This window comes from Rothia sp. SD9660Na (assembly GCF_030064065.1).
Classification (GTDB): Bacteria; Actinomycetota; Actinomycetes; order Actinomycetales; family Micrococcaceae; genus Rothia.
This window is the reverse complement of sequence record NZ_CP125946.1, coordinates 416,803-440,448: the sequence shown is the minus strand read 5'-3', so window position 1 is coordinate 440,448 and position 23,646 is coordinate 416,803. Positions and strand designations below refer to the sequence as shown.

General features: G+C 61.8%; 24 protein-coding genes. 9 read left to right on the top strand and 15 right to left on the bottom strand.

What is annotated here, in order from left to right; genetic code table 11:
* Nucleotides 1–14 precede the first annotated feature (14 nt).
* Entirely contained in the window at nt 15–155 is a 141-nt protein-coding gene (locus QM007_RS02250; RefSeq protein WP_283490371.1) for a hypothetical protein, read from the top strand.
* A 121-nt stretch (nt 156–276) separates the two neighbouring features.
* Here QM007_RS02250 and QM007_RS02245 read toward each other — a convergent pair whose 3' ends face one another.
* The 3 genes from QM007_RS02245 to QM007_RS02235 are packed head-to-tail and all read right to left on the bottom strand — an operon-like array spanning nt 277 to nt 2,181.
* A complete protein-coding gene (locus QM007_RS02245; RefSeq protein ID WP_283490370.1) occupies nt 277–810 on the bottom strand; it encodes a GyrI-like domain-containing protein in 534 nt (177 codons plus the stop codon).
* Nucleotides 807–1,691, bottom strand: a complete 885-nt coding sequence (gene trhO / locus QM007_RS02240; RefSeq protein WP_502949069.1) for an oxygen-dependent tRNA uridine(34) hydroxylase TrhO — start codon at nt 1,689–1,691, stop codon at nt 807–809. The genes QM007_RS02245 and trhO overlap by 4 nt, the downstream gene beginning before the upstream one ends.
* A gap of 49 nt (nt 1,692–1,740) precedes the next feature.
* On the bottom strand, nt 1,741–2,181 hold the full coding sequence (locus QM007_RS02235; protein WP_283490369.1) for a pyridoxamine 5'-phosphate oxidase family protein: 441 nt from the start codon (nt 2,179–2,181) through the stop codon (nt 1,741–1,743).
* A gap of 177 nt (nt 2,182–2,358) precedes the next feature.
* Between QM007_RS02235 and QM007_RS02230 the strand changes: the two genes are divergently transcribed.
* Complete coding sequence (locus QM007_RS02230; RefSeq protein ID WP_502949089.1) at nt 2,359–4,932, top strand: DEAD/DEAH box helicase; 2,574 nt, start codon at nt 2,359–2,361, stop codon at nt 4,930–4,932.
* A 30-nt stretch (nt 4,933–4,962) separates the two neighbouring features.
* Here the strand turns inward: QM007_RS02230 and QM007_RS02225 are convergent, their stop codons facing one another.
* From QM007_RS02225 to QM007_RS02200, 6 genes are all read right to left on the bottom strand, one after another.
* Nucleotides 4,963–5,337, bottom strand: coding sequence for an Rv3654c family TadE-like protein (locus QM007_RS02225; protein ID WP_283490368.1), 375 nt, complete (start codon nt 5,335–5,337; stop codon nt 4,963–4,965).
* Entirely contained in the window at nt 5,334–5,714 is a 381-nt protein-coding gene (locus tag QM007_RS02220; protein WP_283490367.1) for a TadE family type IV pilus minor pilin, read from the bottom strand. Before QM007_RS02220 ends, QM007_RS02225 begins: the two co-directional genes overlap by 4 nt.
* A 113-nt stretch (nt 5,715–5,827) precedes the next feature.
* Entirely contained in the window at nt 5,828–6,127 is a 300-nt protein-coding gene (locus tag QM007_RS02215) for a DUF4244 domain-containing protein (protein ID WP_283490366.1), read from the bottom strand.
* A 332-nt stretch (nt 6,128–6,459) separates the two neighbouring features.
* The gene (locus tag QM007_RS02210) at nt 6,460–6,933 is read right to left on the bottom strand and encodes a type II secretion system F family protein (RefSeq protein ID WP_283490365.1); all 474 of its coding nucleotides are present in this window, start codon (nt 6,931–6,933) and stop codon (nt 6,460–6,462) included.
* The gene (locus QM007_RS02205) at nt 6,933–7,604 is read right to left on the bottom strand and encodes a type II secretion system F family protein (RefSeq protein ID WP_283490364.1); all 672 of its coding nucleotides are present in this window, start codon (nt 7,602–7,604) and stop codon (nt 6,933–6,935) included. Before QM007_RS02205 ends, QM007_RS02210 begins: the two co-directional genes overlap by 1 nt.
* Nucleotides 7,605–7,648: 44 nt before the next feature.
* Entirely contained in the window at nt 7,649–8,770 is a 1,122-nt protein-coding gene (locus QM007_RS02200) for a TadA family conjugal transfer-associated ATPase (protein WP_283490363.1), read from the bottom strand.
* Between the two features lie 113 nt (nt 8,771–8,883).
* Between QM007_RS02200 and QM007_RS02195 the strand changes: the two genes are divergently transcribed.
* Nucleotides 8,884–10,653, top strand: coding sequence for a bifunctional 3'-5' exonuclease/DNA polymerase (locus QM007_RS02195; protein ID WP_283490362.1), 1,770 nt, complete (start codon nt 8,884–8,886; stop codon nt 10,651–10,653).
* 1 nt (nt 10,654) lies between these two features.
* On the opposite strand, the gene QM007_RS02190 is transcribed toward QM007_RS02195, so the two are convergent.
* Together QM007_RS02190 and nth are read right to left on the bottom strand one after the other, a co-directional pair.
* Entirely contained in the window at nt 10,655–11,398 is a 744-nt protein-coding gene (locus tag QM007_RS02190; protein ID WP_283490361.1) for an NUDIX hydrolase, read from the bottom strand.
* Between the two features lie 7 nt (nt 11,399–11,405).
* Nucleotides 11,406–12,308 carry an endonuclease III gene (gene nth, locus QM007_RS02185; RefSeq protein ID WP_283490983.1) on the bottom strand — a complete coding sequence of 301 codons (903 nt, stop codon included), beginning with the start codon at nt 12,306–12,308 and terminating at the stop codon, nt 11,406–11,408.
* Nucleotides 12,309–12,487: 179 nt separating this feature from the next.
* Here nth and acs point away from each other — a divergent pair, with 179 nt between their 5' ends.
* From acs to QM007_RS02170, 3 genes are all read left to right on the top strand, one after another.
* A complete protein-coding gene (acs, locus tag QM007_RS02180; RefSeq protein WP_283490360.1) occupies nt 12,488–14,425 on the top strand; it encodes an acetate--CoA ligase in 1,938 nt (645 codons plus the stop codon).
* Nucleotides 14,426–14,717: 292 nt separating this feature from the next.
* Nucleotides 14,718–15,173: a type II 3-dehydroquinate dehydratase gene (aroQ, locus tag QM007_RS02175; protein ID WP_283490359.1), complete on the top strand. Its 456-nt coding sequence runs from the start codon at nt 14,718–14,720 to the stop codon at nt 15,171–15,173.
* A gap of 9 nt (nt 15,174–15,182) precedes the next feature.
* Nucleotides 15,183–16,340, top strand: coding sequence for an APC family permease (locus QM007_RS02170; RefSeq protein WP_283490358.1), 1,158 nt, complete (start codon nt 15,183–15,185; stop codon nt 16,338–16,340).
* Here QM007_RS02170 and QM007_RS02165 read toward each other — a convergent pair.
* Nucleotides 16,337–17,509 (bottom strand): MarP family serine protease, encoded by a 1,173-nt coding sequence (locus tag QM007_RS02165; protein ID WP_283490357.1) that lies wholly within the window; start codon nt 17,507–17,509, stop codon nt 16,337–16,339. The two genes, QM007_RS02170 and QM007_RS02165, sit on opposite strands and share 4 nt — an antisense overlap.
* A gap of 376 nt (nt 17,510–17,885) precedes the next feature.
* On the opposite strand from QM007_RS02165, the gene QM007_RS02160 reads away from it, so the two are divergent.
* The gene (locus QM007_RS02160) at nt 17,886–18,563 is read left to right on the top strand and encodes a Crp/Fnr family transcriptional regulator (protein WP_083091991.1); all 678 of its coding nucleotides are present in this window, start codon (nt 17,886–17,888) and stop codon (nt 18,561–18,563) included.
* A 125-nt stretch (nt 18,564–18,688) separates the two neighbouring features.
* On the opposite strand, the gene QM007_RS02155 is transcribed toward QM007_RS02160, so the two are convergent.
* The 3 genes from QM007_RS02155 to QM007_RS02145 all read right to left on the bottom strand — a co-directional run bounded on the left by QM007_RS02155 (nt 18,689) and on the right by QM007_RS02145 (nt 20,410).
* Nucleotides 18,689–19,645, bottom strand: a complete 957-nt coding sequence (locus QM007_RS02155; protein ID WP_283490356.1) for an NUDIX hydrolase — start codon at nt 19,643–19,645, stop codon at nt 18,689–18,691.
* On the bottom strand, nt 19,638–20,114 hold the full coding sequence (locus QM007_RS02150) for a RidA family protein (protein ID WP_283490355.1): 477 nt from the start codon (nt 20,112–20,114) through the stop codon (nt 19,638–19,640). Before QM007_RS02150 ends, QM007_RS02155 begins: the two co-directional genes overlap by 8 nt.
* Before the next feature lie 89 nt (nt 20,115–20,203).
* Nucleotides 20,204–20,410: a DUF4177 domain-containing protein gene (locus QM007_RS02145; RefSeq protein WP_185174154.1), complete on the bottom strand. Its 207-nt coding sequence runs from the start codon at nt 20,408–20,410 to the stop codon at nt 20,204–20,206.
* Between the two features lie 121 nt (nt 20,411–20,531).
* On the opposite strand from QM007_RS02145, the gene QM007_RS02140 reads away from it, so the two are divergent.
* Nucleotides 20,532–22,661 carry a transglycosylase domain-containing protein gene (locus QM007_RS02140; RefSeq protein ID WP_283490354.1) on the top strand — a complete coding sequence of 710 codons (2,130 nt, stop codon included), beginning with the start codon at nt 20,532–20,534 and terminating at the stop codon, nt 22,659–22,661.
* Between the two features lie 8 nt (nt 22,662–22,669).
* Nucleotides 22,670–23,623, top strand: a complete 954-nt coding sequence (locus tag QM007_RS02135) for a metallophosphoesterase (RefSeq protein ID WP_502949068.1) — start codon at nt 22,670–22,672, stop codon at nt 23,621–23,623.
* Nucleotides 23,624–23,646 lie beyond the last annotated feature (23 nt).

Sequence of the window (23,646 nt, the reverse complement as noted above, 5' to 3'; positions counted from 1 at the left end):
GTTATATTTACCTTATGGCAAATGCAGAAAAAATTGCCGAACTGGAAAAGTCCATCGCTGACTGGAAGGAAAAGGCCGCTAACGGTGGCCCCGCCTTCATCGCAGAGATTATCGAGAAGCTTGAGGCCGAACTGGCCGCAGAGCAGAACTCCTAAAGATTTTTCCCTTCGGTATTACCACACCAGTTCAACCGTTATCCAGGGGCGCGCAAGCGCACATACTTTAGAGAGAAATACCTCCCGCATATCGCACTGCGGGAGGTATTTTATTGTCTCTTTAAGCGGCCTGCGGGCTCGTTACAGCCTGCCAGAGATACATACGGTAATTCTCATCAGTAATTTCACCGGGCCCGTATACTTCTAGGCAGACGCCGGTAGGCTCCAGCCCCTTAGAAGGGATAAAGGTGCTGGCCAGGTGGTTGAAGCCCGCCTTGATATGGGCAGGGGGGACGCCCGGGGTAATGGCCCCCTGCACCAGGACGGTAGCGTACATAGCAGCCGGTACCATCACGCCGGTCAGCCCCAGGGTTGCGACGTCCTTAATACCGCCGGGCACAATGAAGCCCGCCGTGTAGGTAAAACCGGTATCGTCGGCGTCCGGCATGACGACGCCCACCTTCTGTAGCTTTTCTACCGCAGCCAGGCGCTGGGCGGCCAGGTCACCCCCGCCCGACTCTAGCTTGCCATAAAGGCGCTCCCACCAGGAGCCAAAATCGCTCTCTTCGGTCGCAGGGTCGGTGACGCCGGCAACCATGAAGGTACCGTACTCAATCAGAGCTGTCTCGTAAGCTGGGGTTTTCTGCTCACTCATGCTGACGTTGCCGCAGCCTCACGCTCGGCCTCTGCTTTCGCTTGGCAGTCGGGGCACAGAAGCACCAGGTCGCGTACTCCGTCCACATCGAGGTTGACGAAGATGTTGGCCTTAGCGCCGCAGTGTTCGCACTCGCCGATGGTGACGGTGTCGGGTGAGAAGTTCATGTGCTGGCGTTTGTCGAAGATATAGAGTGAGCCCTCCCAGAGGCCAGAGTCACCGTACTTTTCGCCGTAGCGCACGATGCCACCGTCGATCTGGTAAATCTCTTTGAAGCCGCGGTTCTTCATCAGGGCCGAAAGAATTTCGCAGCGGATACCGCCGGTGCAGTAGGTGATGACGGGCTTGTCTTTGAGGTCGTCGTACTTGCCCGATTCGATTTCTTTGATGAAGTCATGGGTGGTGCGTACATCGGGCACAATGGCGTTCTTGAACTTGCCGATTTTTGCTTCGAAGGCGTTGCGGCCGTCGAAGAAGATAACCTCGTCGCCACGTTCTTCAACCAGCTTGTTGACTTCTTCGGGCTTCAGGTGCACGCCTCCGCCCACCACACCGTTTTCATCGACGATGAGTTCATCGGGGGTGCCGAAGGCGACGATTTCATCGCGGGCTTTGACGGAAAGACGGGGGAAGTCACTGGCGCTACCGTCGGACCACTTGAGTTCGAGCTTTTCAAAGCCGGGGTACTGGCGAGTAGTCTTGCCGTACTGTTTCAGGGCGTTGATGTCGCCGCCCAGGGTACCGTTGATGCCGTGCTTAGAGATCAGGATGCGGCCGGTCAGGCCCAGCTTCTCGCAGAGGGCACGCTGCCACAGCATCACGGCCTTGGGGTCGGTCACAGGGGCAAAGCAGTAGTAGAGGATAATTTTTTCTTGAGACACACCCTTATTTTAGACCTTATGCCCCTCGGTGGGGCGGCGACTGGCGCTCCTAGCCCAGGCGAAAGCGGCGCCCGGTCATTTTCTGCGGGGTCAGCTCCACAAACTCCAGCTTCTCGGTATTGAGCCAGGGCTCAAGGTTGAGCTTGCCAACGTAGTCAATGTCGCGGGTTTCAGTCAGCAGACGGGCTGTAGCAAAGACATTGACCGAGTAGGCGTGGCTGCCCTCAGCCCGGTCGAACTGCACGGTTACTTTCTCATTGAGCAAAAGCTGGGTGAGCTTGCTACCGGAAGCGGTTCGGAAGAAAATGCGAACCCCGTCAGTCACAATGTTGAGCGGGGTGATGTGCACGTAGCCGTCCTCGCCTACCGTACCCAGACGGGCAAACCGGGTGCCCTCAATCAGCTCCCAAATCTGCTCTTCGGTGAGGACCGTAACCACAGGCTCCTGCTCGGTGGCCTTCTTACCCTGAATGTTCATTGGAATACTCATACAGCCCATTATCCCACCCCTTATAGTGCAGGTCACAGATAACGGGGTAGAAAGAGCAAATATTTACGCGCGCTCTCGCGGTGCCATAATAGACGGGTGCCTACCGATGCCTTTCCCTCGCGCTCACACCCAGCCGGAGCCCCGTCCACTCGCGCTCCCCAGCCCGGTGAACTGGCCGTGGTGCTCGACCAGCTGGGGCTGGCGTCCTTACCTGAGCAGGTCACCCATGTGCGCACCCTGCCTGCCCGGCGCGCAGAAACTGCCCCCTGGCCGTCCTGGGCCCACCCGCGGGTGGTTGAGGCCTACCAGAACCTAGGGGTCGCCGAGCCCTATCTACACCAGGTGCAGGCGGCAACAGCCGCGCACGACTCCCCCGGCAACAGGCACGTCATTCTGGCAACGGGAACTGCCTCGGGCAAGTCCCTGGCCTACCAGCTACCCGCCCTTGACGCTATCTACCGGGGCGAATTCGAAGCCCAAGCTAGCGGCTTTGATTCAGGCCGGGCAACGGCCCTCTACCTCTCCCCCACCAAGGCCCTAGCGGCAGACCAGCTAGCCTCCCTGCGCAATCTGGGGCTACCCGGGCTCGTGGCTGAGAGCTACGACGGCGATACTCCGCAGGCCGACCGCCGCTTTATTCGCGAACGCGCCAACTTCATTCTGGCTAACCCGGATATGTTGCACCACGCCATCTTGCCCAACCATGCCCGCTGGGCTGGTTTTTTGCGCAAGCTCAAGTATGTGATCGTGGATGAGGCCCACGGTTACCGGGGCGTCTTTGGGGCCCATGTTTCTCTGCTGATGAGGCGCTTGCGGCGAGTGTGCCGCTACTACGGTGCTACCCCGGTGTTTATTGGGGCATCTGCTACCAGCGCTGAGCCTGCTGAGTCTTTTGCCCGGCTGATTGGGTCGCGGCCCACTGCGGTTACCGCGGTAACTGAGAGTACCGCTCCGCGCGGCACTACCCATGTGCTCTTGTGGGAGCCGGAGTTTAACGATGCGGCTGCGGTCAATGACAAGCTTTCTGCCCACGCCAACGGGGTGGGCGTTCGACCCGGTGCCCAGGGCAGTGGTGCGGGTGAGAACGGGGCGCCGGTGCGTAAGTCGGTCATTACCCAGAGCGCTGAGATGCTCACCGACCTGGTGGTAAACCGTACCCGCACAATTTCCTTTATTAAGTCCCGTCGCGGGGCTGAAGCTATCGCGCAGACCGCTGGCCGCTATCTCGATGAGGTTGAGCCCGGCCTTTCTGCCCGTATCGCAGCCTATCGGGCGGGCTACTTGCCCGAGGAACGGCGGGCCCTTGAGGCCAGCCTGCGCCGGGGTGAGATTCTGGGCGTAGCCTCGACCAACGCCCTGGAGCTAGGTATTGATATTGCGGGGCTGGATGCCGTATTGGTGGGCGGCTGGCCGGGCACGCGGGCGTCCTTCTACCAGCAGATAGGACGAGCGGGCAGGGCAGGGCAGGACGCTTTTGCCGTCCTGATTGCCAGCGAAGATCCCCTCGATACCTACCTGATACACCACCCCGAAGATATTTTTGACCGGCCGGTTGAAAAAACCGTTTTCGACCCTGAGAACCCCTATGTGCTTAGTCCGCATCTGTGTGCTGCGGCAGCTGAGATTCCCCTGCGCCGGGAGGAGCTCATGGTCTTTGGGCGCACCACCGAGGCGCTGTTGGGCCGCCTGGTGGAGCAGGGCTACCTGAGGCAGCGGGCCACCGGCTGGTTCTGGACCCACCCCGAGTCTGCCAGTGACTTTGTGAACCTGCGTGGGGGTGGTTCTCCCCTGCAGATTATTGACGGCGAAACGGGTGCCGTGATTGGCAGTATGGACGACGGCCATGCCCACTCCCAGGGGCACCCCGGCGCTATTTACACTCACCAGGGCAAGACCTATGTGGTGGAAGATCTTGATGAGGACAACAAGGTTATCGCGGTCTCTGCGGTGAGCCCCAATTATTACACCCAGTCTCGTGATATCACCGAAGTTACCGTGCTGGGTGCTGAGGAAACGCGGCAGCAGGGGCAGGTGTCGTTGAACTATGGCAGGGTGCGGGTTCGTTCCCAGGTGGTGGGCTACCAGCGGAAGTCCCTGGTGGGTCAACAGGTTCTGGGTGATGAGCCGCTTGACCTTGCCCCGCAGGAGCTGCAGACCACGGCTATCTGGTGGGCTATGCCAGCTACTCTGCTCCATGCTGCTGGGATTCATGAGCGGGATATCCCCGGGGCCTTGCATGCTGCTGAGCACGCTGCTATTGGCTTGCTCCCCCTAGTCGCTACCTGCGACCGGTGGGATATCGGTGGTTTATCGACCGCCTTTCATATCGATACCGAACAGCCCACGATTTTCGTCTACGACGGCCACCCTGGCGGGGCTGGCTTTGCCGAGCGGGGCTTTGAGCAGGTGGGCCATTGGCTGCGGGCCACCCTCGATACGATTTTGGCCTGCGAGTGCGAGCTGGGCTGCCCATCGTGTGTGCAGTCCCCCAAGTGCGGTAACCGGAACGAGCCCCTGCACAAGGCGGGCGCCGCCCAACTTTTAGCTGCCCTGCTCTTTGAGGCTGATGAACTCACCGATGAAGGGCGCAGAAGACTGCTCAAGCCTTTAGGCCCGGCTGCTGAAAGCCCGGTAGCTGAGGCAACAGGAGCCGGGAGTTACGCGGTGGGGCACCGGGACGAGGGGAAGCCTACCCCGGTGGGTGTAGCTGAGTCTTTGACCGGTTTCGCCGCTACCGACGACCCCTTCTAGCCGTGGTATAGCGAGCGGGACTGGCCTCGGTTATGAGGAGTCAGGCGGCCCAGCCCGGGACAGGCCCTCAGCGGGGCCAAGGAAAGCGAAGGGGCCGGCGATATCAACGAGGGTGCGGACGTCCACCGTCCCGCCCAACCCGGCAGGCTGGCCGCAGCCACCCAGTTGGGCCCCGTTGGATTGGGTAACGCGCTCGGCTACCGCGCAGGGCTCTCCGGGAGCAAGACCACGGGCTGCGTCTGCTGCGGCAAGGGCGGCTAGATCTGCTGCTGCCGCTGCCCGGTGCTGCGCGGTGATGACCCCAATGAGTCCGGCACAGATAGCGCCGAGAATAAGAAGAGCGCAGACCAGGCCCACCGTGGCAACGGTGCTGCTTCCTCGTTCCCGCTCGACTTCGCGATTCATGAGTCAGCACCCCCGGTGTTAGCACTGTATTCGGTGAGGGCCTGTGCATCGGCGGTAAGCGTCCAGCCGCTGACCTTTCCCACAACTCCCGGAGCCTGCCTGCTCACCGTTACGACCGTCATGTCGTCATCCTGAGCCAGGGTGACCGTAGCTGCGGGGTCTATCTCCTGCACGATGCGGGTTACGGTCTCGGCTGTTTCCCCGCGGGCTGCTGCCCGGGCTCCTAGGCGAGCGCCCTCTTCCAGTTTGAGTTGCACAATACCGGTTGCGGCAGCTCCCAGCACCAGGGCCAGAACGAACACAAGAGCCGGGAGCATCACCGCAAATTCGGCAGTGCTTGACCCTCTCTCATCTTCTGTTGCGGCTAGGGTCTGCACGGTATCACCACCTTATCTTGGGCTGAGGGTTCCAGGGTTTTCAGGTATCGATGACGGATTGTCCTGTCTCTGCGCCCAAGCGGTTCAGCCCGGGCACAGAGACAGAAGGCGGTCTACGCTCCGGTTGAGAGAGCTGTTTGCACAAGCCCCAGCAGCATCTGACGGACTTCTTCAGATTTGAGGATGACCACGAGCAGACCCGCAAAGCCTACGGCCGCCAGCATAACGATTCCGTACTCGGCGGTCGTAGCGCCCGCTTCGGGATCGTCGAGACCGGCCTGAAAGACCTGGCCTTCTACAAGGTCAGGGGCACTTGCGCGCTGTTGCAGGTGCTGTTCAGGTGCAGGTAGGTGTTCCCAGTGGTGGGAGAACTTGCTACCAACGACAGATGATGTGGGGTGAGTGTTCGACACGGTTTCCTCCTTGATGTGGCGCTCCTCGGCAGCCTTGCCGAGGTGCTGTGTTTTTTCGGGTGGGCTCGGGTGAAGACGGGGTAAGGGGCGGGTTGAGGTAGTGAGAAAGACGCCGGGGCCTTCACCCGAGGTACCTGTAGCTTTCCAGTTGCCTGAGATGACGTAAAGAGAAGTGTTACTTGTGGATAAGGGCAGCAGTTCTGCTCTCCCGTCATTTCAGGTAGCAAAGCTCCCAGCGCCCTCTTTAGCGGTGCAGCCGTGACACGTTTATGACGCCCTAGCGCCCTCCACCGGGTGCCTGTGAACATCCTGTCCGCACCGCCTGCCTGCTACTAAAAAAGCGCCGGAAACAGGGCGATAAGCACAGGTACCACCCCCAGGCAGATAAAGGACGGCAGCGAGCAGGCTCCCAGCGGCACCACCAGTTTGACGCTCAGCCGGGCAGCTGCCTTCTCGTAGGCCCGTTGCCGGTGGCGGCGCTGCCGCTGGGCCAGTACCCGCACCAGCTGGGCGCTCGGTGCACCCGTGCTCAGCGTCAGCCCCAGAGCCTCATACAGACCTACGAGCCCCGGGGCAACCGGCTGCTCCCAGGCGTCCGCCCAGCTCTGCCCCTGGTAGAGGCGCTCCACCACAGCGGTCAGTTCTGCCTCGTACCGCCCCTCTTCAAGCTGCCCCAGCTGGTGTAGCACCGCAGGGATCGAAAGCCCCGCCGCGAGCATGGTGGCCGCCATATCCAGGTAGAGGGCAGCATCTAGTTCAGGAGCGGACGCCCGGGGCTGCTTCCCCGCTCTCGGTAAAGCCAGCATCACTGCCCCTCTTCCGCGCGGCGAATCAGGCGAGCCGTCCAGCGGTTGCCGCACCAGGCCAGCGCCAGCCCCAGACCCCCCACAAGAGCCCCGGGAACTGATCCTAAAAGCACCCCTAAGGGATCCGTACCCATCAAAATTCCCAGCCCCAGCCCCACAAAAGGCAGCCAAGAAAGGATTCGACCGGTAGCCCGCGGCCCGCTCAAAGCCGTCTCCCGCTGCTGGCGCAGGTCAATTTCCGTCTCCAGATAGCGGGCTAGGCGCTCAAACACCTGGGCTAGTGAGGCACCAGTCCGCTCCCCCACCTGCCAGCAGGCTGCCACCCTGGCGGCTCCCTGTCTTACGCTCTCGCGCAGCTCAGCCTGCCCGGCAGCCTTCAGATACACACTGGCTAGGGGCAGGCCCTTCTGGGCTTGGGCGCTCGCTGTCTCAAAGAGCTGGGCTATCTGGGTCCGGGCACCTTCGAGGCCCTGCTGCTGACGCGCGGACGGCCGTAGTTTTCTCACAATTGCGAGCAGGCCGGATTTCTGTTCGGTGTGCCCCTCGTCTTCTAGGCACACCAGATAGGCTGCCACGTGGGTGCAGGCCTGCGCCGGGGAGCACCCCGCGCGTAGTAGGGCGGCAAGACGCCAGATGGCATCGGGCCATAGCTCCAGCTCTTCTAAGCCCACAGAATCTCTGCGAACCCCAAGATTTTTCAGACTATCGACCGGCATCAGGCACCCACTCCTGCGCTCTGAGCAAGCCCGGCTGCCTGCTGGAGTTCTTCGCTACCGGGGTGCCAACGCAGGTAGGTGCCGCGACGACGCGGCTCCACGGTACAGACCGGCTCAATGGCAAGGTCGTGCCCGCCTACCAGCCGGTAAACCCCGCGCACCATACGGCATTTACCCTTGCGTTCAAGGTGCACAATATAATCCAGCGCCGTCGCAGCCTGCAGGGCCACAGCCTGACTACTCACCCCCGCGAGAGCCCCCATGGCATAGAGCCGGGCAGGTACAGACCCTGCGGAGTTAGCGTGCACCGTGGTGCCGCTTCCGGAGTGGCCGGTGTTCATAGCCGTCAGCATGTCCATGACCTCAGCCCCGCGGCACTCACCCACCACCAGCCGGCTCGGTCTCATGCGAAGGGCCTGACGAATCAGCTCGGCCAGCCCTACCTCACCCCGCCCCTCAGCGTTAGCAGCCCGGGCCTGCAGGCTCACGGTATGCGGGTGGTCTAGCTGCAGTTCAGAGGTGTCTTCTACCAGGAGTAGCCGCTCACCGGCGTCCGCCTCCTGCAACAGGGCGCCCAGCAGGGTGGTCTTGCCGGTCCCTGTTCCCCCGCTGACCAACAGATTAGCCCGTGAGCACACCAGTTGCCGCAGCACCTGCTCCACCTCGCGCCCCATCATGCCGCGCTCTTGTAGTTGCCGTAGGGACGGGCGCTGGGCAGCTTGCAGGCGCAGGGAGAGCAGGGTGCCGGAGCGGCTTAAGGGTGGAAGCAGGGCGTGGATGCGGATTCCCTGCTGAGTTTGGACGTCGGCAGCCGGGTAGGCATCGTCCAGGCGGCCACCAGCCGATAGGATCAGCCGAGTAGCCAGCGCTCTCACGGCTTCGTCATCGGGGAAGGTAATGGCAGCCCGGTGCAGGGTACCGGCGGCCTCGTACCAGACATCCTGGGGGCCGTTGACGAAAATATCGGTCAGCCCTTCCTGGCTCACCAGGGGTGTGAGCGGGCCCAGGTCGGTCTCGGCTGGTTCTACCGCTAAGAGCGACATATCATCGGGTAGATCTGTAGGGAGCGGCTCAAAGAAACGACGCCGCGACCGGCGCACACGCATCTCAGTATCGGGCATGGCTACCTTTCAGGGTAGGCCCCTGCCCCGGCATCTTTCTCCTGCCTCTCTTTATGCCACAGAAGAAGTGCCGTGTCTAGCCCTGTGAACAGCGCAAACGGCATAATAGAAAGATGTACATCGTGCTTGGCCCAGCGACCTCCCCCGGCGATACGCCCCTGTGGGAGGCCATTACGCTGAACGACACCGGCTCAGGCACCCACCGCAGCTTCCCCTTCTCCAAGCTGCCGGACTTTGTACGCGCGGTTGAAGCTCAAAACCCCCACCGGGTCATCCGCTGGGCCTGGGCGGACGCCCGCGAGCTCATGCCCGCCCTGCTGGCAGCTGGTGTGTCACCGGCGTCGTGTCATGACCTGCGCCTTACCCAGCGAATCCTGCTCACAGCCGCCACCCGCGCCCAAAACCGGCTGCCCTACACGCCCACCATCGACCTCACCCCCGCCCCCGTTCCCCTGCCAGGAGTGCTACCGGCCCGGCGGCAAATCGAGGGGCAAACCTCCCTCTTTGACGACCTGGGCACGGCCTCCCCCGAACAGCACGAGGCAGCCGGGCCGACCGCGTCCGCCTTGCTCACCGAACTTCGCTCCCAGCTAGAGGCCGTCGCCGCCTGCCCAGCCCCTGCCCGGCTCTCCCTGCTCCTAGCCGCAGAATCCCAGGGTGCCCTCATCGCAGCCGAAATGAAGCACTACGGCATGCCCTGGAACCGCACCATCCACGAAAAAATCCTCGAACACACCCTCGGCCCCCGCCCCGCAGGCTACGACCGCCCCTACAAGATGGAGCGCCTCACCGCCCGCATCCGCGAAGAACTCAGTGCCCCCAACCTCAACCCCGATTCTCCCCAAGAAGTCCTCAAAGCCCTACAGGCAGCAGGCCACTCGGTCACCTCCACCCGCAAATGGGAACTCACCGAATGGGCCAACGCCGTCCCCCACCTGCGCGAAGAACGCTGGCAGCTCGTCCGCCCCCTGCTTGACTACAAACGCCTCGCCCGCCTCTACACCGCCAACGGCTGGAACTGGCTCGACGCATGGGTACACAACAACCGCTTCCACCCCACCTACGAAGTCGGCTCCGCCGCCACCGGCCGGTGGGGCGGGCACGGCGGCGGCGCCATGCAAATCCCCAAGGACGTCCGCCCCGCCATCCGCGCCGAAGAGGGCATGATGCTCACCGTCGCAGATGCCGCCCAAATCGAACCCCGCATCCTCGCCGTCATGAGCGGCGACCGCGCCCTCGCCGTCGCAGGGCGCGGCACCGACCTCTACCTCGGCATCGCCCACATCGGCGAACGCACCGGCAGCGTGCTCAACGACCGCTCCCACGCCAAAATCGCCCTACTCGCCGCCATGTACGGGGCCACCACCGGCGAAGGCGGGCAGCTCATGCCCCACCTCAAAAAGCTCTTCCCTGCTGCTATTGGCCTCACCGAGCACGCCGCCGACGTAGGCCTGCGCGGCGGGCAGGTCACCACCTATCTGGGCCGCACCTCCCCCGCCCCCTCCCATGCCTGGTTCCAAGCCCAACGCAACCAGGTCACCGCAGCCGACGAACACGCCGCCCGCTCAGCCGCCCGCGCCCACAGCCGCTTCACCCGAAACTTCGTGATCCAGGGAACAGCCGCCGAATGGGCCGTCATCTGGATGGCCCAAATCCGCAAACGCCTGCGCACCGAACGTCGCTTCGGCCGGCGTATGCAAACCCGCCTGATCTACTTCCTCCACGACGAAATCATGCTCTACGGCCCTACCAGCGAATCAGCCCGCGCCGCCGAAATCGTACGCGAATCAGCACAAGCTGCTGCCGAACTCATCTTCGGTCCCACCGGCATCGAGTTCCCCGTCACCGTGGTCACCACCGACGATTACTCGCAGGCTAAATAGGTTAACTTCCAGCTTCCCGGGTGCGCTTCTTATCCCAGGGTTCCTCCCAGCCCAGCTCTTCAAACACGCGGGAGAGCAAGGTGCCGGTGAAACCCCAGATGGTAAAGGGAGCGAAGTCGCCGGTCACCTCAAAGGCCGGGGACTTGTGGCGGGTTCTGCCCCGTGTCACCGTCATGGTCAGACGGTGAGTCGGGTTCAGTAGGTCTGCCACCGGCACACGAACCACCAGGGTTGACTCATTCCTATCAACTGCCTCCACCGGGGTCGGCAGATCCCACCAGCCCAGCACGGGAGTCACCCGGTAGTTACTCACCGGCAAATCAACCGCCGGAAGCTGACCCAGCAGGCGAACCCCCTCAGCCTGCAGGCCGGTCTCTTCCACAGCCTCCCGCAGGGCAGCCACCTGCTGGACGGTTCGGCCGGTACGGGCTGCCTCATCGTAGTCCTCAGGGTCGATCCGCCCACCGGGCAGAGCAGGCTGACCGGCATGGTGACGCAGGGAATCCGACCGCACCAGCACCAAGAGGTCAAGGTCCGAAGCAACAGTGCCGCACCCGGTATTCTGCGCCGGAGCCTCATCAAGCACCCCCATCAGCACCAGCACAGCGGCCTCTTTAACGGTCTCCGGGGACATCTGCCCAATCGGCCACGAATCCTCGGGGCGCACGACACTCGGGGCCCGCTCCGCCAACTCCTGCAGGGCCACTAGGGCGGGGTGCTGCCCGGCGCTCTCTTCCCCTGTCATCTCTTTCCTAAGCACTGAGCGTCCACCCCTCTTCCCGCAGCTGGCGGCGGGAAGCACCCTGCACAAAGCGCAGGTGCAGGCGCTCGCGACCCGGAGCCATTTCGTATTTGAGCAGTTTCTCTGCCGCCACCGGGTCGGTTTCACCGGCGCCGTAGGCCGGGCAGAGGTCGGCAACGGGGCAGGCCCCGCAGGCCGGTTTTTGGGCGTGACAGATGCGACGGCCGTGGTAGACCAGCCGGTGGGAAAGCTGCGTCCAGTCCTTGGGTTCAAAAAGCTCGGTGACGTCGCGTTCGACCTTAACGGGGTCTTCTTCAGTGGTAAAGCCAAAGCGGCGGGCTAGGCGGCCGAAGTGGGTATCGACGGTAATTCCCGGCTTGCCAAAGGCATTACCCAGCACCACGAAAGAGGTTTTTCGCCCCACGCCAGGGAGCTTAACTAACTCCTCAAGCGTGCCCGGTACCTGCCCGCGGTGATCTTCCACCAGCTGGGCTGCCAGGTTCACAATTGCCTTGGCCTTGGAGCGGTAGAAGCCCAAGGGTCGCACAATGTCTTCCACGTCTTCAATCCGCGCAGATGCCAGTACCGCCGCATCGGGGTAGCGGGCGAAAAGTTCGGGGGTGGTGGCATTCACGCGCACGTCGGTGGTTTGGGCTGAGAGCACGGTAGCTACCAGCAGCTCAAAGGGGTTATCGAAGTCGAGTTCGGCAACCGCATAGGGGTAGGTTTCCCCCAAAATACGGTTAATTTTGCGGGCGCGACGGGTCAGCGCTAGGGGGCTTTCGGCCTCGCCGCGAGCTGCCGCGCGGGCGTGTTTACGGGCGGACGCTCGCGCCTTGGGCTCGGGTACAGAGCGGGTTTCGAGCTGGGCGAGCTCATCAGGGCCAAGAGGTACATCGGCATGTAGGGGCATATACCCAAGCCTACCGCCGCCCGTCCTTGCGGCACCCGGGTTAGCTGCCACCGGCGTCCTGATTTCGCGTAACACGAACGCACAAATTTGTGACTAGCGCTACAGGGTGCGCTAAGGTGAGAAAAAGTCCATTTGTGGCGCACATCAATGACGCGCCCCACAGAACAGGAAGGCACACCATGACCGACACCCAGGACGTCTTCGCCCCCAGCGCCGAGTTCTCAGCCCAGGCCAACGCCCAGCCCAGCATCTACGAAGAAGCCAAAGAAAAAGGCACCGAATTTTGGGCAGAACAGGCCCGCAACCTGCTCACCTGGTACAAGCCCTTCACCGAAACCCTCGACTGGTCCAACCCGCCCTTCGCTAAGTGGTTCGCGGACGGCGAGCTCAACGCCTGCTACAACGCCGTAGACTGCCATGTCGAAGCAGGTAACGGCGACCGCACCGCCATCCTGTTTGAGGGCGAGCCCGGCGACACCAAGTCTTACACCTACGCAGAACTCAAGGACGAGGTCTCCCGCGTAGCCAACGGCATCGAATCCCTAGGTGTTTCTAAGGGCGACCGCGTCGCTATCTACCTGCCTATGATTGCCGAAGCTGTTATCGCCATGCTGGCCTGCGCCCGCATCGGCGCTGTGCACTCCGTCGTCTTCGGCGGCTTCTCAGCCGACGCGCTGCTCTCCCGCATCGAGGACGGCGAAGCCAAGCTGGTCATCACCGCCGATGGCTCCTTCCGCCGCGGCAAGCCCTCCATGCTCAAGCCCGCCGTCGACACCGCCCTGGCCAAGGGGGGTTCCTCGGTCGAAAAGGTGGTGGTCGTCAAGCGCAACGGCGAAGACATCAACTGGGTTGAAGGCCGCGACGTCTGGTGGCACGAGCTAGTTGCCGAGCAGTCCACCGAGCACGAACCCTCCCACCAGAACGCCGAAGACCCCCTCTTCATCCTCTACACCTCCGGCACCACCGGTAAGCCCAAGGGTATTCTGCACACCACCGGCGGCTACCTGACCCAGGGTGCCTTCACCCACAAGAACATTTTCGACCTCAAGCCCGAGAGCGACATCTACTGGTGCACCGCCGACGTCGGCTGGGTCACCGGCCACTCCTACGTAGCCTACGGCCCCCTGGTCAACGGCTCCACCCAGGTCATCTACGAGGGCACCCCCGACGCCCCGCACCGCGGCCGCTTCTGGGAAATCGTGCAGAAGTACGGGGTGACCATCATGTACACCTCCCCCACCGCTATTCGCACCATGATGAAGTGGGGGGAGGACATCCCCGCCCAGTACGATCTCTCCACCCTGCGCGTGCTCGGCACCGTGGGTGAAGCCATCAACCCCGAAGCCTGGCGCTGGTTCCACCGCGTCATCGGTGGCGGAAAATGCCCCATCGTCGATACCTGGTGGCAGACCGAGACCGGCGCGATTATGGTCTCCCAGCTGCCCGGCATCACCGCAGCTAAGCCCGGTAGCGCCCAGCAGCCCATTCCCGGCATCACCATCGACGTGGTGGACGATTTGGGCGAGTCCCTGCCCAACGAGCAGTCCGGCTTCCTGACCATCCGTGAGCCCTGGCCCTCCATGCTCCGCACCATCTGGGGCGACGACGACCGCTTCGTCGACACCTACTGGTCCCGTTTCGAAAACATGTACTTCGCCGGTGACGGCGCCAAGCGCGACGCCGACGGCGACCTCTGGGTCCTGGGCCGTGTGGACGACGTCATGAACGTCTCCGGCCACCGCCTCTCCACCCCCGAAATCGAATCGGCTCTGGTCTCCCACCCCGCCGTCGCCGAGGCAGCGGTTGTTGGTGCAGCCGACGAAACCACCGGTCAGGCCGTCATGGCCTTCGTCATCCTCAACGACGAGGCCAAGGTAGCAGGGCACGACGAGACCGAGCTGGCAGAGCAAATTCGTGCTCACGTGGGCGTCGAAATCTCCCCGATTGCCAAGCCCAAGCGCGTGCTGATTGTGGATGATCTGCCCAAGACCCGCTCCGGCAAGATCATGCGCCGTCTGCTCAAGGACGTCGCCGAAGACCGCCCGGTCGGTGACACCACCACCCTGGCAGACCCCACCGTCATGGAAGCTATCGAGGCTAACTTCAAGAAGGGTTAGAACGCACGACATAACAGGATGAGGCTTATTCATTAAGGTAGATGGAGCAGGCTCACAGCGAAGCTGCTGGCTCGGCGGCTGGCGTGAATCGCCTTGTGAGCGAAGCGAACCAGCGAGAGGGTCGGCAGCGAGCGTGAGCCTGCGGAACCCCCTTATGAATAAACCTCTATGTGAGGCACGCATGCCCCACATCAGTCGAGGCTAGTGTTCTTTGGTTAAACGCCCGCCCTCTTGTGCTCCATCTATGGGAGCAAGCTGGAGGCGGGCGTTACCGTATGAAAAACTAGAAGCTATGGCAACACCACAGACTGCACCACGATATATCTCCGTAATTAACGGCCCCAACCTCAACCTGCTCGGCGTACGCAAACCCGAGATTTACGGGCGCACCACACTGGCTGACATCGAAGCCACCCTGCGCGCCCAAGCTGCCACGCTCGGCTACGAGATCAGCTTCATGCAGTCCAACCACGAGGGCGATCTGATCGACGCCATCCAGGCCGCCCGTACCGCGTCCGCCGGTATCATCATCAACCCGGCCGCCTACACCCACACCTCCGTAGCTCTGCACGACGCCCTCGAAGCAGCCGAGCTGCCGGTTGTCGAAGTTCACCTCTCTAACGTGCACAGGCGGGAGCCCTTCCGCCACCACTCCTACGTCTCCCCCCAGGCAACCGCCGTCATTGCCGGTGCCGGGGCCCAGGGCTACGAACTAGCCCTAGCCTTCCTAGCCCGTCATCTAGGCTAACCCGGTACGATGGCCACCCATCCTCAGGCAAAGCTCTCCCTGACCGACGCCGTCTATATCGGCGTCGGCTCCATGATTGGTGCCGGCCTCTTTGCCGCTTTCGCCCCGGCAACAGCGGCAGCGGGCAACTGGCTACTGCTCTCTCTTGCTCTGGCTGCTTTTCTCGCTTTCGCCAATGCCACTTCTTCGGCCCAGCTAGCCGCCCAGTACCCAGAATCAGGCGGCACCTACATCTACGGCAACCGTCAGCTCGGCCATATCTGGGGTTTTGCCGCTGGCTGGTGCTTCGTAATCGGTAAAACCGCCAGTTGCGCCGCCATGGCCTTGACCTTTGCCGCCTATCTGGCGCCGGGTTACGAAAAGCCCCTCGCTATCGCCGCAGTTGCTGCCCTCACCACCGTCAATTACCGAGGGATTACCCGTACCGCTGCCCTCACTAAAATCCTGGTCACTGTGGTGCTCCTAGCTCTGGCCGTCTTTTTCGGTGCGGTTCTACTCGGGGTAGCCCCCGAACCGTCGCTCGCCACCATGGGGGCAGAGGTGAGGGACCCTGCCCGCACCATTCCGCGGGCCATCATCATTGCCCTCACCCTGGTGGGCTCACTGTATGTGCTGGTTGCCTTGGCCCTCATTCACCAGCTGGGCTATGAGGGTCTGGCGGACGCGTCCGCCCCGCTGGCTGCCGCCGTGGGATCCTCGGCCCCGTTGGCGGCCCTTATGGGGCTAGCTGCCTCGATCGGCGCACTCGGAGCCCTGCTTGCCCTCATTACGGGTATCGGCCGCACCGGCCAGGCTATGGCATCCAATCGCGACCTACCTACCTACTTTGCCCACTTGCACCCGGTCTACGCGGTGCCCTACCGGCTAGAAATCACCGTAGCGGTGGCCGTGACCGCCCTGATTCTGCTCTTTGATGTGCGCGGGGCTATCGGCTTTTCGTCCTTCGGCGTGCTGCTCTACTACTGCGTGGCGAACCTGGCAGCCTTCACCCAAACCGCCCCCTACCGCCGCTACCCGCGCACCCTGCAGGTTGCCGGGGCGGTTGGTTGCTGCCTGGTGGTGGGGACACTCCCGCCCGCCTCCATCGCTGGCGGGCTGGTTCTGCTGGGGGTGGGGCTAGCGGTTTATCTGCTCTACGACCGCCCCACCCAGACCGAGAAGCCCTAGTTAGGTACGCACTGGCCGGTTGCAACCTCGGGTGAGGCAGCGCTGACCTGGGCTAAAGCCTCAAGAATCTGCGAGGCCGGAACAGCGTAGCCGGTCTGGCTCTGGGTCGACTTGGCAAAGACCATAGCCACGACCTGCCCGTCCTCGGTGAGCACAGGGCCGCCTGAGTTGCCCTGCTGGACCTGGGCAGCTAGCTGGTAGACCAGGCGGGAGGGGTTAGTTTCGCCGGTCTGCGAGTTGATGGTTTGGGTATACCCCAAGCCCTGAACGATTGCTGCCCGGCTGATGAAGGGGCCACCGCCCGGGTAGCCCATAAAGGCGACTTCGGTATCCGAAGCGACCTCGGCTCCGTTGACGGTCAGGGGGGCGAGGGCCAGGTCGGGGGCGCTGACAATGGCGATATCGCGTTCGGTGTCGTAGTAGACCACATCACCGGTGACGGCCTGGCCGTCGCGGCTCAGCAGGGTGGGAGTGCTGACGCCAGCCAGCACGTGGGCGTTGGTGATAACCAGGCCGCCGTCCACCACGAACCCTGACCCCTCTGATGTGTAATTACAAGCCTGAGCTGATCCCACCAGCTGCACAACCGACCACCCGGCCTCGTCTAGGGCCGCCGTTTGCAGGGTGCCTAGGGGGGCAGACTGCTCGGGGTAGAGCAGCTGGGAGATTTCAGGAAGACCGGTAGCCTGCACGATTTGGCCGCGGATTTCGGTAACCTTCTCCTGGGCGGACGCCGGGGTCACCTGCATCATCCAGGTCACCACCTTAGATTCCGCGGTGAGGGCGGTAACCGCTGGGATGCCCAGGGGGCGGACGACCAGCACCACGGTCACGATGACCAGCGACGCAAGCACCATGTTCAGGATGCCGCCAGCCAGGCGCTCTAGGCCGCGCAGGGGCGTGCGGTCACTAGCCCTGCGAATAGCGCTGCCCAGGGTCATGCCCAGGGTCTGCCCCAGCACCAGGCAGGCAAGCACCGTGCCTAACCCGGCAAGCAGATACCACCGTGAACTGACCTGGCTAATCACCCAGGGGGTGGCGTAGATAGCGGTAACAGCACCCAGCACAAAACCCACGAAGGTACCCAGGGTGACAAAGAGCCCCTGCCGCACACCGGCTAAAAAGTAGAGGGCGATGATAGCGATAATAACCCAGTCAAGAACGGTCATGACTCTCCATTCAACGAGGAAGGCAAAGCTGGCTGGGCTCTACCGTCTGCCGCAGTGATCAGACACACCGGGACAGATGCTAGGGGCCCTGCCGGGGCTCAGCTTTCACAGGAATACCACAGCCTACACTCCCAACCTGAAAAAATAGGCGGAAACTAGGGAAAAATTCTCGGTGAAGCGGCAGCGCCCTGCCGTCTTTGGGTATCGAAAGCACCAAATATCCTGTAGGCTCGTAATAGTTGAATAAGTCACAGATAAAAGTGCTGTGTGATGAACTAGGCAAAGACTATGCTTAGAAGTCTGCCCGCCCTGTACGTACAAGGCACCGCACTCGAATCGCCCTTTAGATCCATCATTTCAGGAGTAAAAGAGAACCATGGATATTGAAGTACTACGCCGTGCTCCGCTGTTCGCTTCACTCGACGACGAAGCCTTTGCAGCGCTGACCGAAGACATCACCGAAGTTGACCTTTCACGCGGCGCCACCCTCTTCTACGAAGGCGACCAGGGCGACCAGCTCTACTTCGTTATCTCAGGCAAGATGAAGCTGGGCCGCACTGCCTCCGACGGCCGTGAGAACCTGGTAGCTATCATGGGCCCCGGCGAAATCTTCGGCGAGATGGCCCTGTTCGACCCCTCACCCCGTTCAACCAGCGCAACCGCTGTTTCTGAGACCCGCCTGGCTGGGGTGAAGCACGAGTCCCTGCGCAAGGCCATGGAGAAGTCCCCCAACATCTCCGCACAGGTCCTGCAGGCTCTGGCCCGCCGTCTGCGCCGCACCAACGAGAACCTGGCCGACCTGGTCTTCTCAGACGTCCCCGGCCGCGTTGCCAAGGCCCTGCTTGACCTGGCTGACCGCTTCGGCCGTCCCGCCACCGACGGTGTGCTGGTTGCCCACGAACTGACTCAGGAAGAGCTGGCCCAGCTGGTCGGCGCTTCCCGTGAGACCGTGAACAAGGCCCTGGCTGAGTTCGTTTCCCGCGGCTGGATCCGTCTGGAAGCTCGCGCTGTGGTCATCCTCGACCTGCAGCGTCTGCGCCAGCGCTCCCGCTAAGGTAGGGCGGGCGTCCGCACCGCTTGATAAAAAGCCGGGTGACCAGTTTTCATAACTGGTCACCCGGCTTTTTTAGCCCCTAGCGCACCATGCCTGATAAGGGGTTATTGTTGCCCTGGTCAGCTCTAAACCTTTTTCTCCTGCACCGCCAGGTAGCAGGTGCCTGCGGCGTCCTGCTTGACCTCGGGCAGGTAGAGGGAAACCTGACGCCGTTTAGCCAGAAAGGCTACCGCCCCCGATGAGGTCGCCAGCTGTTCGAGCAGGTACATGACGCCGGGGGTCACCAGCTCTTGGAAGGGAACCCCGATGGTGTCCTCCTGCCCAATTTCATTACCGAGCTCCACGCTTGTGGGGTGAGCTACCAGGTCACGCACGTTCACCCAACGCCCCCAGATACCCTTGCCAGCTAGCAGGGAGGGGCTCTGCCCTACAGGCACAGCGCAGGTGAAGTAGTGAATGTCGTAGCGCTTATGGAAGAAGCCCGGTGACTGCCAACGCGCTAAGGGTTTAAGCAGGTCGGCGCGAATCTTCAGGCCCCGGCGTTCAAGGTAGTCAGCAAAGGTTTTATCCTGCTGGGCAACGGCCTGGCGGGAGGCCATGCATTCGTGCCCGCTAGTGAGTTCGATGGTTGAGAGCTCACCGCTGCCAGCTAAGAGCACGCCGGTCTCTTCAAAGAGCTCACGCACTGCGGTGACCACAACTGCGTGCGCTGCCCCCAGGTCGTCCTCGCTAAAAGCCTTAGCCCAGTAGTCGCCACCGGGCCCGACCCAGCCGGTAGGGGCGGCGTCCTCGGGCACGCCTAACCCGCCGGGGAAGGCAACCCGCCCCATGGGCGATTTCACGCGGTAGGTCATAAAGGTTTCGGGCCCTGAGGCGCCATCGCGCACAAAAACGACCGCGGCGGCGGGCTTGGCCGCGCGCGGGGTGCACTCCCCTTCATCGAGCCAGGTACGGGCTGAGTCCTGCTGGCTCGATGGGATGGGGTGGGTTTTGGGGGCGGGGGCCGCCACCGAAGCATAGGGGGCGGACGCCGGCGGCGGCACCCGTTTGAGTGCACCGGTGTACATGGGTTGGCTAGGCATATTCCACGATGATTTCAACTTCTACCGGGGAATCCAGCGGCAGTACCGGCACACCAACGGCTGAGCGGGCGTGCACGCCCGCCTCGCCAAAGACCTCACCCAGAAGCAGGGAGGCCCCGTTGATGACGGCGGGCTGGCCGGTGAAGGAGGGGTCTGATGAAACGAAACCGACCACCTTGACCACGCGGGTGACGCGGTCAAGATCGCCGATGACGGACTTGACAGCAGCCAGGGCGTTCAGAGCTGAGAGGCCAGCTAGTTTCTGGGCGGTTTCGGGGTCTACAAAGCCTTCAGCGCCGGAATCTGAGACCTTGCCGGTGGCGGGTAGCTCGCCCTTAACGAAAGGTAGCTGGCCCGAGGTGTAGACATAGTTGCCGCTGGTGACGGCAGGAACGTAGGCGGCTACCGGGGCTGCCAGCTCGGGTAGGTCGTAGCCTAGTTCTGTGAGTCGATCTTCGATCTTTGACACGGTGTACCTTCTTGAAAAGCAGTGTTTCTAGGGGCCAAAAACCGGGCTCGTGGCTATGGTCAGCCTGAACCCGGTTCTGGTGTGAGTATTTAGTTGCTAGCCTTCTTGCGCTTGAAGTAGGCGATTGGATTGCCCTGAGTGGGAGCAACCATATTACCGGCGGGGGTGGCACCGCTGGGGGCGGGGGCACCGGGGAGCACGGTAACGAGCTCCCAGCCGTCTTCACCCCAGTTATCGAGGATCTGCTTGGTTGCGTGAATCATCAGGGGCACTGTTGCGTATTCCCATTTTTCCATAGCACCAAGCCTAGACCACCGGGGCTAAAAAGACGACTCTTACACCTCTCACAGGTTTTTCTTGGGTGGCTGTGACATGCACGCCGGTGCGCTTTTCGCCCTGAGCCGATAAACTGATGCAATGGCTTCTTCAAAGAATGTGCGAAAGAGGCGCCGTAGCCCCGGCGACCTTGTTCAGTTTGTTGCGCTGAGCATCATTGCCGGTTTTATTGCGGCGCTGATTATGGTGCCGCCCACCACGGCCCTGAGTGCATCTATCAATGCATCAATGAACTGGTTTAAGAGTCTGCCCGCTTCCCTCAGCGACGGGCCGCTCTCTCAGCCGTCCGTTATCTACGCGAATGACGGCAAGACTGAGCTGGCGTCCTACTACGCTCAGAACCGCACCGAGGTGACGCTGGATGACATTTCCCAGCACATGAAGGATGCAATTCTTTCGTCTGAAGACCGTAACTTCTACGAGCACGGTGCGGTTTCCCCCATGGGTATCGCCCGTGCCCTGGTCAATAACGTTATTAACCCCGAAGCTCGTCAGGGCGCTTCTACTCTGACCCAGCAGTACGTCAACAACCTTCTGATTGATGCCGCTGAGCAAGCGGGTACCGAGGCAGGTACCCTGGGTGCCAATAAGGACTACCTTGATAAGATCAAGGAAATTAAGCTGGCTATCTCGATGGAGCAGAATCTCTCTAAAGACCAGATTCTGGAGGGCTACCTCAACATCATCAACCTGGGCGGTTCCAACTACGGCGTAGAAGCCGCAGCCTACTACTACTGGGGCATTTCAGCATCAGAGCTCAGCATCTCCCAGTCGGCGGTTCTGGCGGGTATGGTGGTTTCACCTAACATCTACCGCCCCGATGTTAACCCCGAGCTGTCCAAGGAACGCCGTAACGTAGTTCTGGGCACTATGCTCCGCGACGGCAAAATCACCGAGGACGAATACTCTGACGCCCTGAACGAAGAGATCACTCTCGATATTCACACCACCCCCATGGGCTGCTCCACCGCCGGCGACTTTGCGCATTTCTGTAGGTACGCAATATTTGATTTCCTGGGTGACGAGACCTACGGTGCCACCGAAGAGGACCGTGAAAATGCCCTCTACCGCGGCGGCTACAAGATCGTCACCACCATTGACCCTGACGCACAGAAGGACGCCAAGACCCAGGTTGAGGCCACCCAGCCTTCCACCAACAACCCCGACCGCGTCAGTGCCGCTCTCGTTTCCGTTGCTCCCGGTAGCGGAAAGATTATTGCCATGGCTCAGAATTCTGGCTACGGCCCTTCTGATACGAGCAACTTTGCTGATAACTACTTCAACTTCAATGCGGATGTGGATCATGGCGGTGTAGCGGGTTGGCAGCCCGGTTCAACTTTCAAGGCCGTGCTTCTAGCCCAGTGGATTAAGGACGGCAAGGGCGTCAACGCTACCATCGATGGCACCACTATCAGCTACCCGCAAAGTTTCCAGTGGCCTGCTAGCTGCCAGCCTGAGGGGTACGTGCTTTCAAGCTCTGGAACCGGCTACTCCTTCCAGAACGCAGATGGCTCAAGCCGAACCTGGGGCACAGTAGCCTACGGCCTGAAGAACTCCATTAACTCCTACGCCATTAAGATGGCGTCGGTGACCGATGCCTGCGCCATCAACGACCTTCGCGCCAAGCTCCGTATTACCGATGGTTCGGGCAATGACCCTTACAACATGAATAATCCTGCCTACCTGCTCGGTGGCTGGGAACGCGGTACCACTCCCCTCGCTATGGCAGCAGCCTATGCTACTTTCGCGAGCGGTGGTACCTACTGCGAGCCTATGGCGCTGGAAAAGGTCACCAAGGGCGATACCGAGGTCAAGATTTACAAGTCCACCTGTGAGCGCGTACTTGAAGAGGACGTTGCCAACGGCGTGAACTACGTGCTCAAGCAGGTTCTGGTGGACGGTTCGGGTTACCAGCGCGGCATTGGCCTGCCCGATGCGTCCGCCGCTAAGACCGGTACTACCGATAACTCCGCCCACACCTGGACCGTTGGGTACACCCGGGGTCTCTCCACCGCGTCATGGGTGGGTAGTGTTGAAAATACCTCTCGCCCCCTCAACGGCCTTTCCATCAACGGTAGGGTTCTGTACTACGTGGACGGTGCCACCTACGCAGGTGCCCAGTGGCAGAAGTTCATGCAGGCTCAGGCGAAGAACTACAACACCGATAAGTTCGATACTCCTTCGAACAAGGTTCTTGGTACTAACCAGTAAGGACTCCCGTGAATTCTCAGAATTCTCGTGGCGTGGCGGCTTCAGCTGGTGCTCTTGCCCAGACCCTTTCAGGGGTTCTGGTAGCAGGTGCTGTGGCTGGGGCCGCCACGGCCGCTTATGCCCACTTTATTGAGCTCAATAACTTCCAGGTGCGCAGGGAAGCCCTGCCCATTCTGCCGGCTGGCACCCCCGATTTTAAGATTCTGCATATCTCGGATATGCATATGATTCCGGGGCAGGCTCGGAAAATCGCTTTTATGCATTCTCTGGCCGAGCTGGAGCCTGACCTGGTCATCAATACCGGCGATAACCTCTCCCATATGGACGGCCTGCCCGCCCTTCTCGAAGCGCTTGACCCTCTAATGGACTTTCCGGGTGTCTATGTGCCGGGCTCTAACTGTTACTTTGCCCCGGTGCCCAAGAACCCGGCCCGCTATCTCTGGAAGAAGAACACCGGGGACGAGGCCAACGACCAGACCCGCGCGGTACTCCCCACCCAGGTGATGCACGATGCCTTCGATGCTCGCGGCTGGGTAGGGCTGATTAACCGCTATGAGGCGCTCACCGTAGCAGGGCTGCGCCTAGAGTTCTCCGGGGTGGATGACCCCCACCTGGAGTACGACCGCCACCCCGGTTTCTCCCCCACCGCTTTCGATGCGGAGCCGAGCCCGAGCGTCCGCCTGGGTGTCTGCCACGCCCCCTACCTGCGCACCCTGGGCCGCTTTGCGGACGACGGCGCCCAGGCTATCTTTGCGGGCCACACCCATGGTGGGCAGGTCTGCCTGCCGGGTGGGCGGGCCCTGGTTGCTAACTGCGATCTACCCCCGTCCCGGGCTAAGGGTCTTTCCTACCAGGGAGATGTTCCAGTACAGGTGACAGCTGGCCTGGGCACCTCACGCTATGCCCAGGTACGTCTCTTCTGCCCACCCGAGGCCGTACTGGTGACGCTGACAGCCCGGTAACTTATCTGGTTTTTACAGGAATG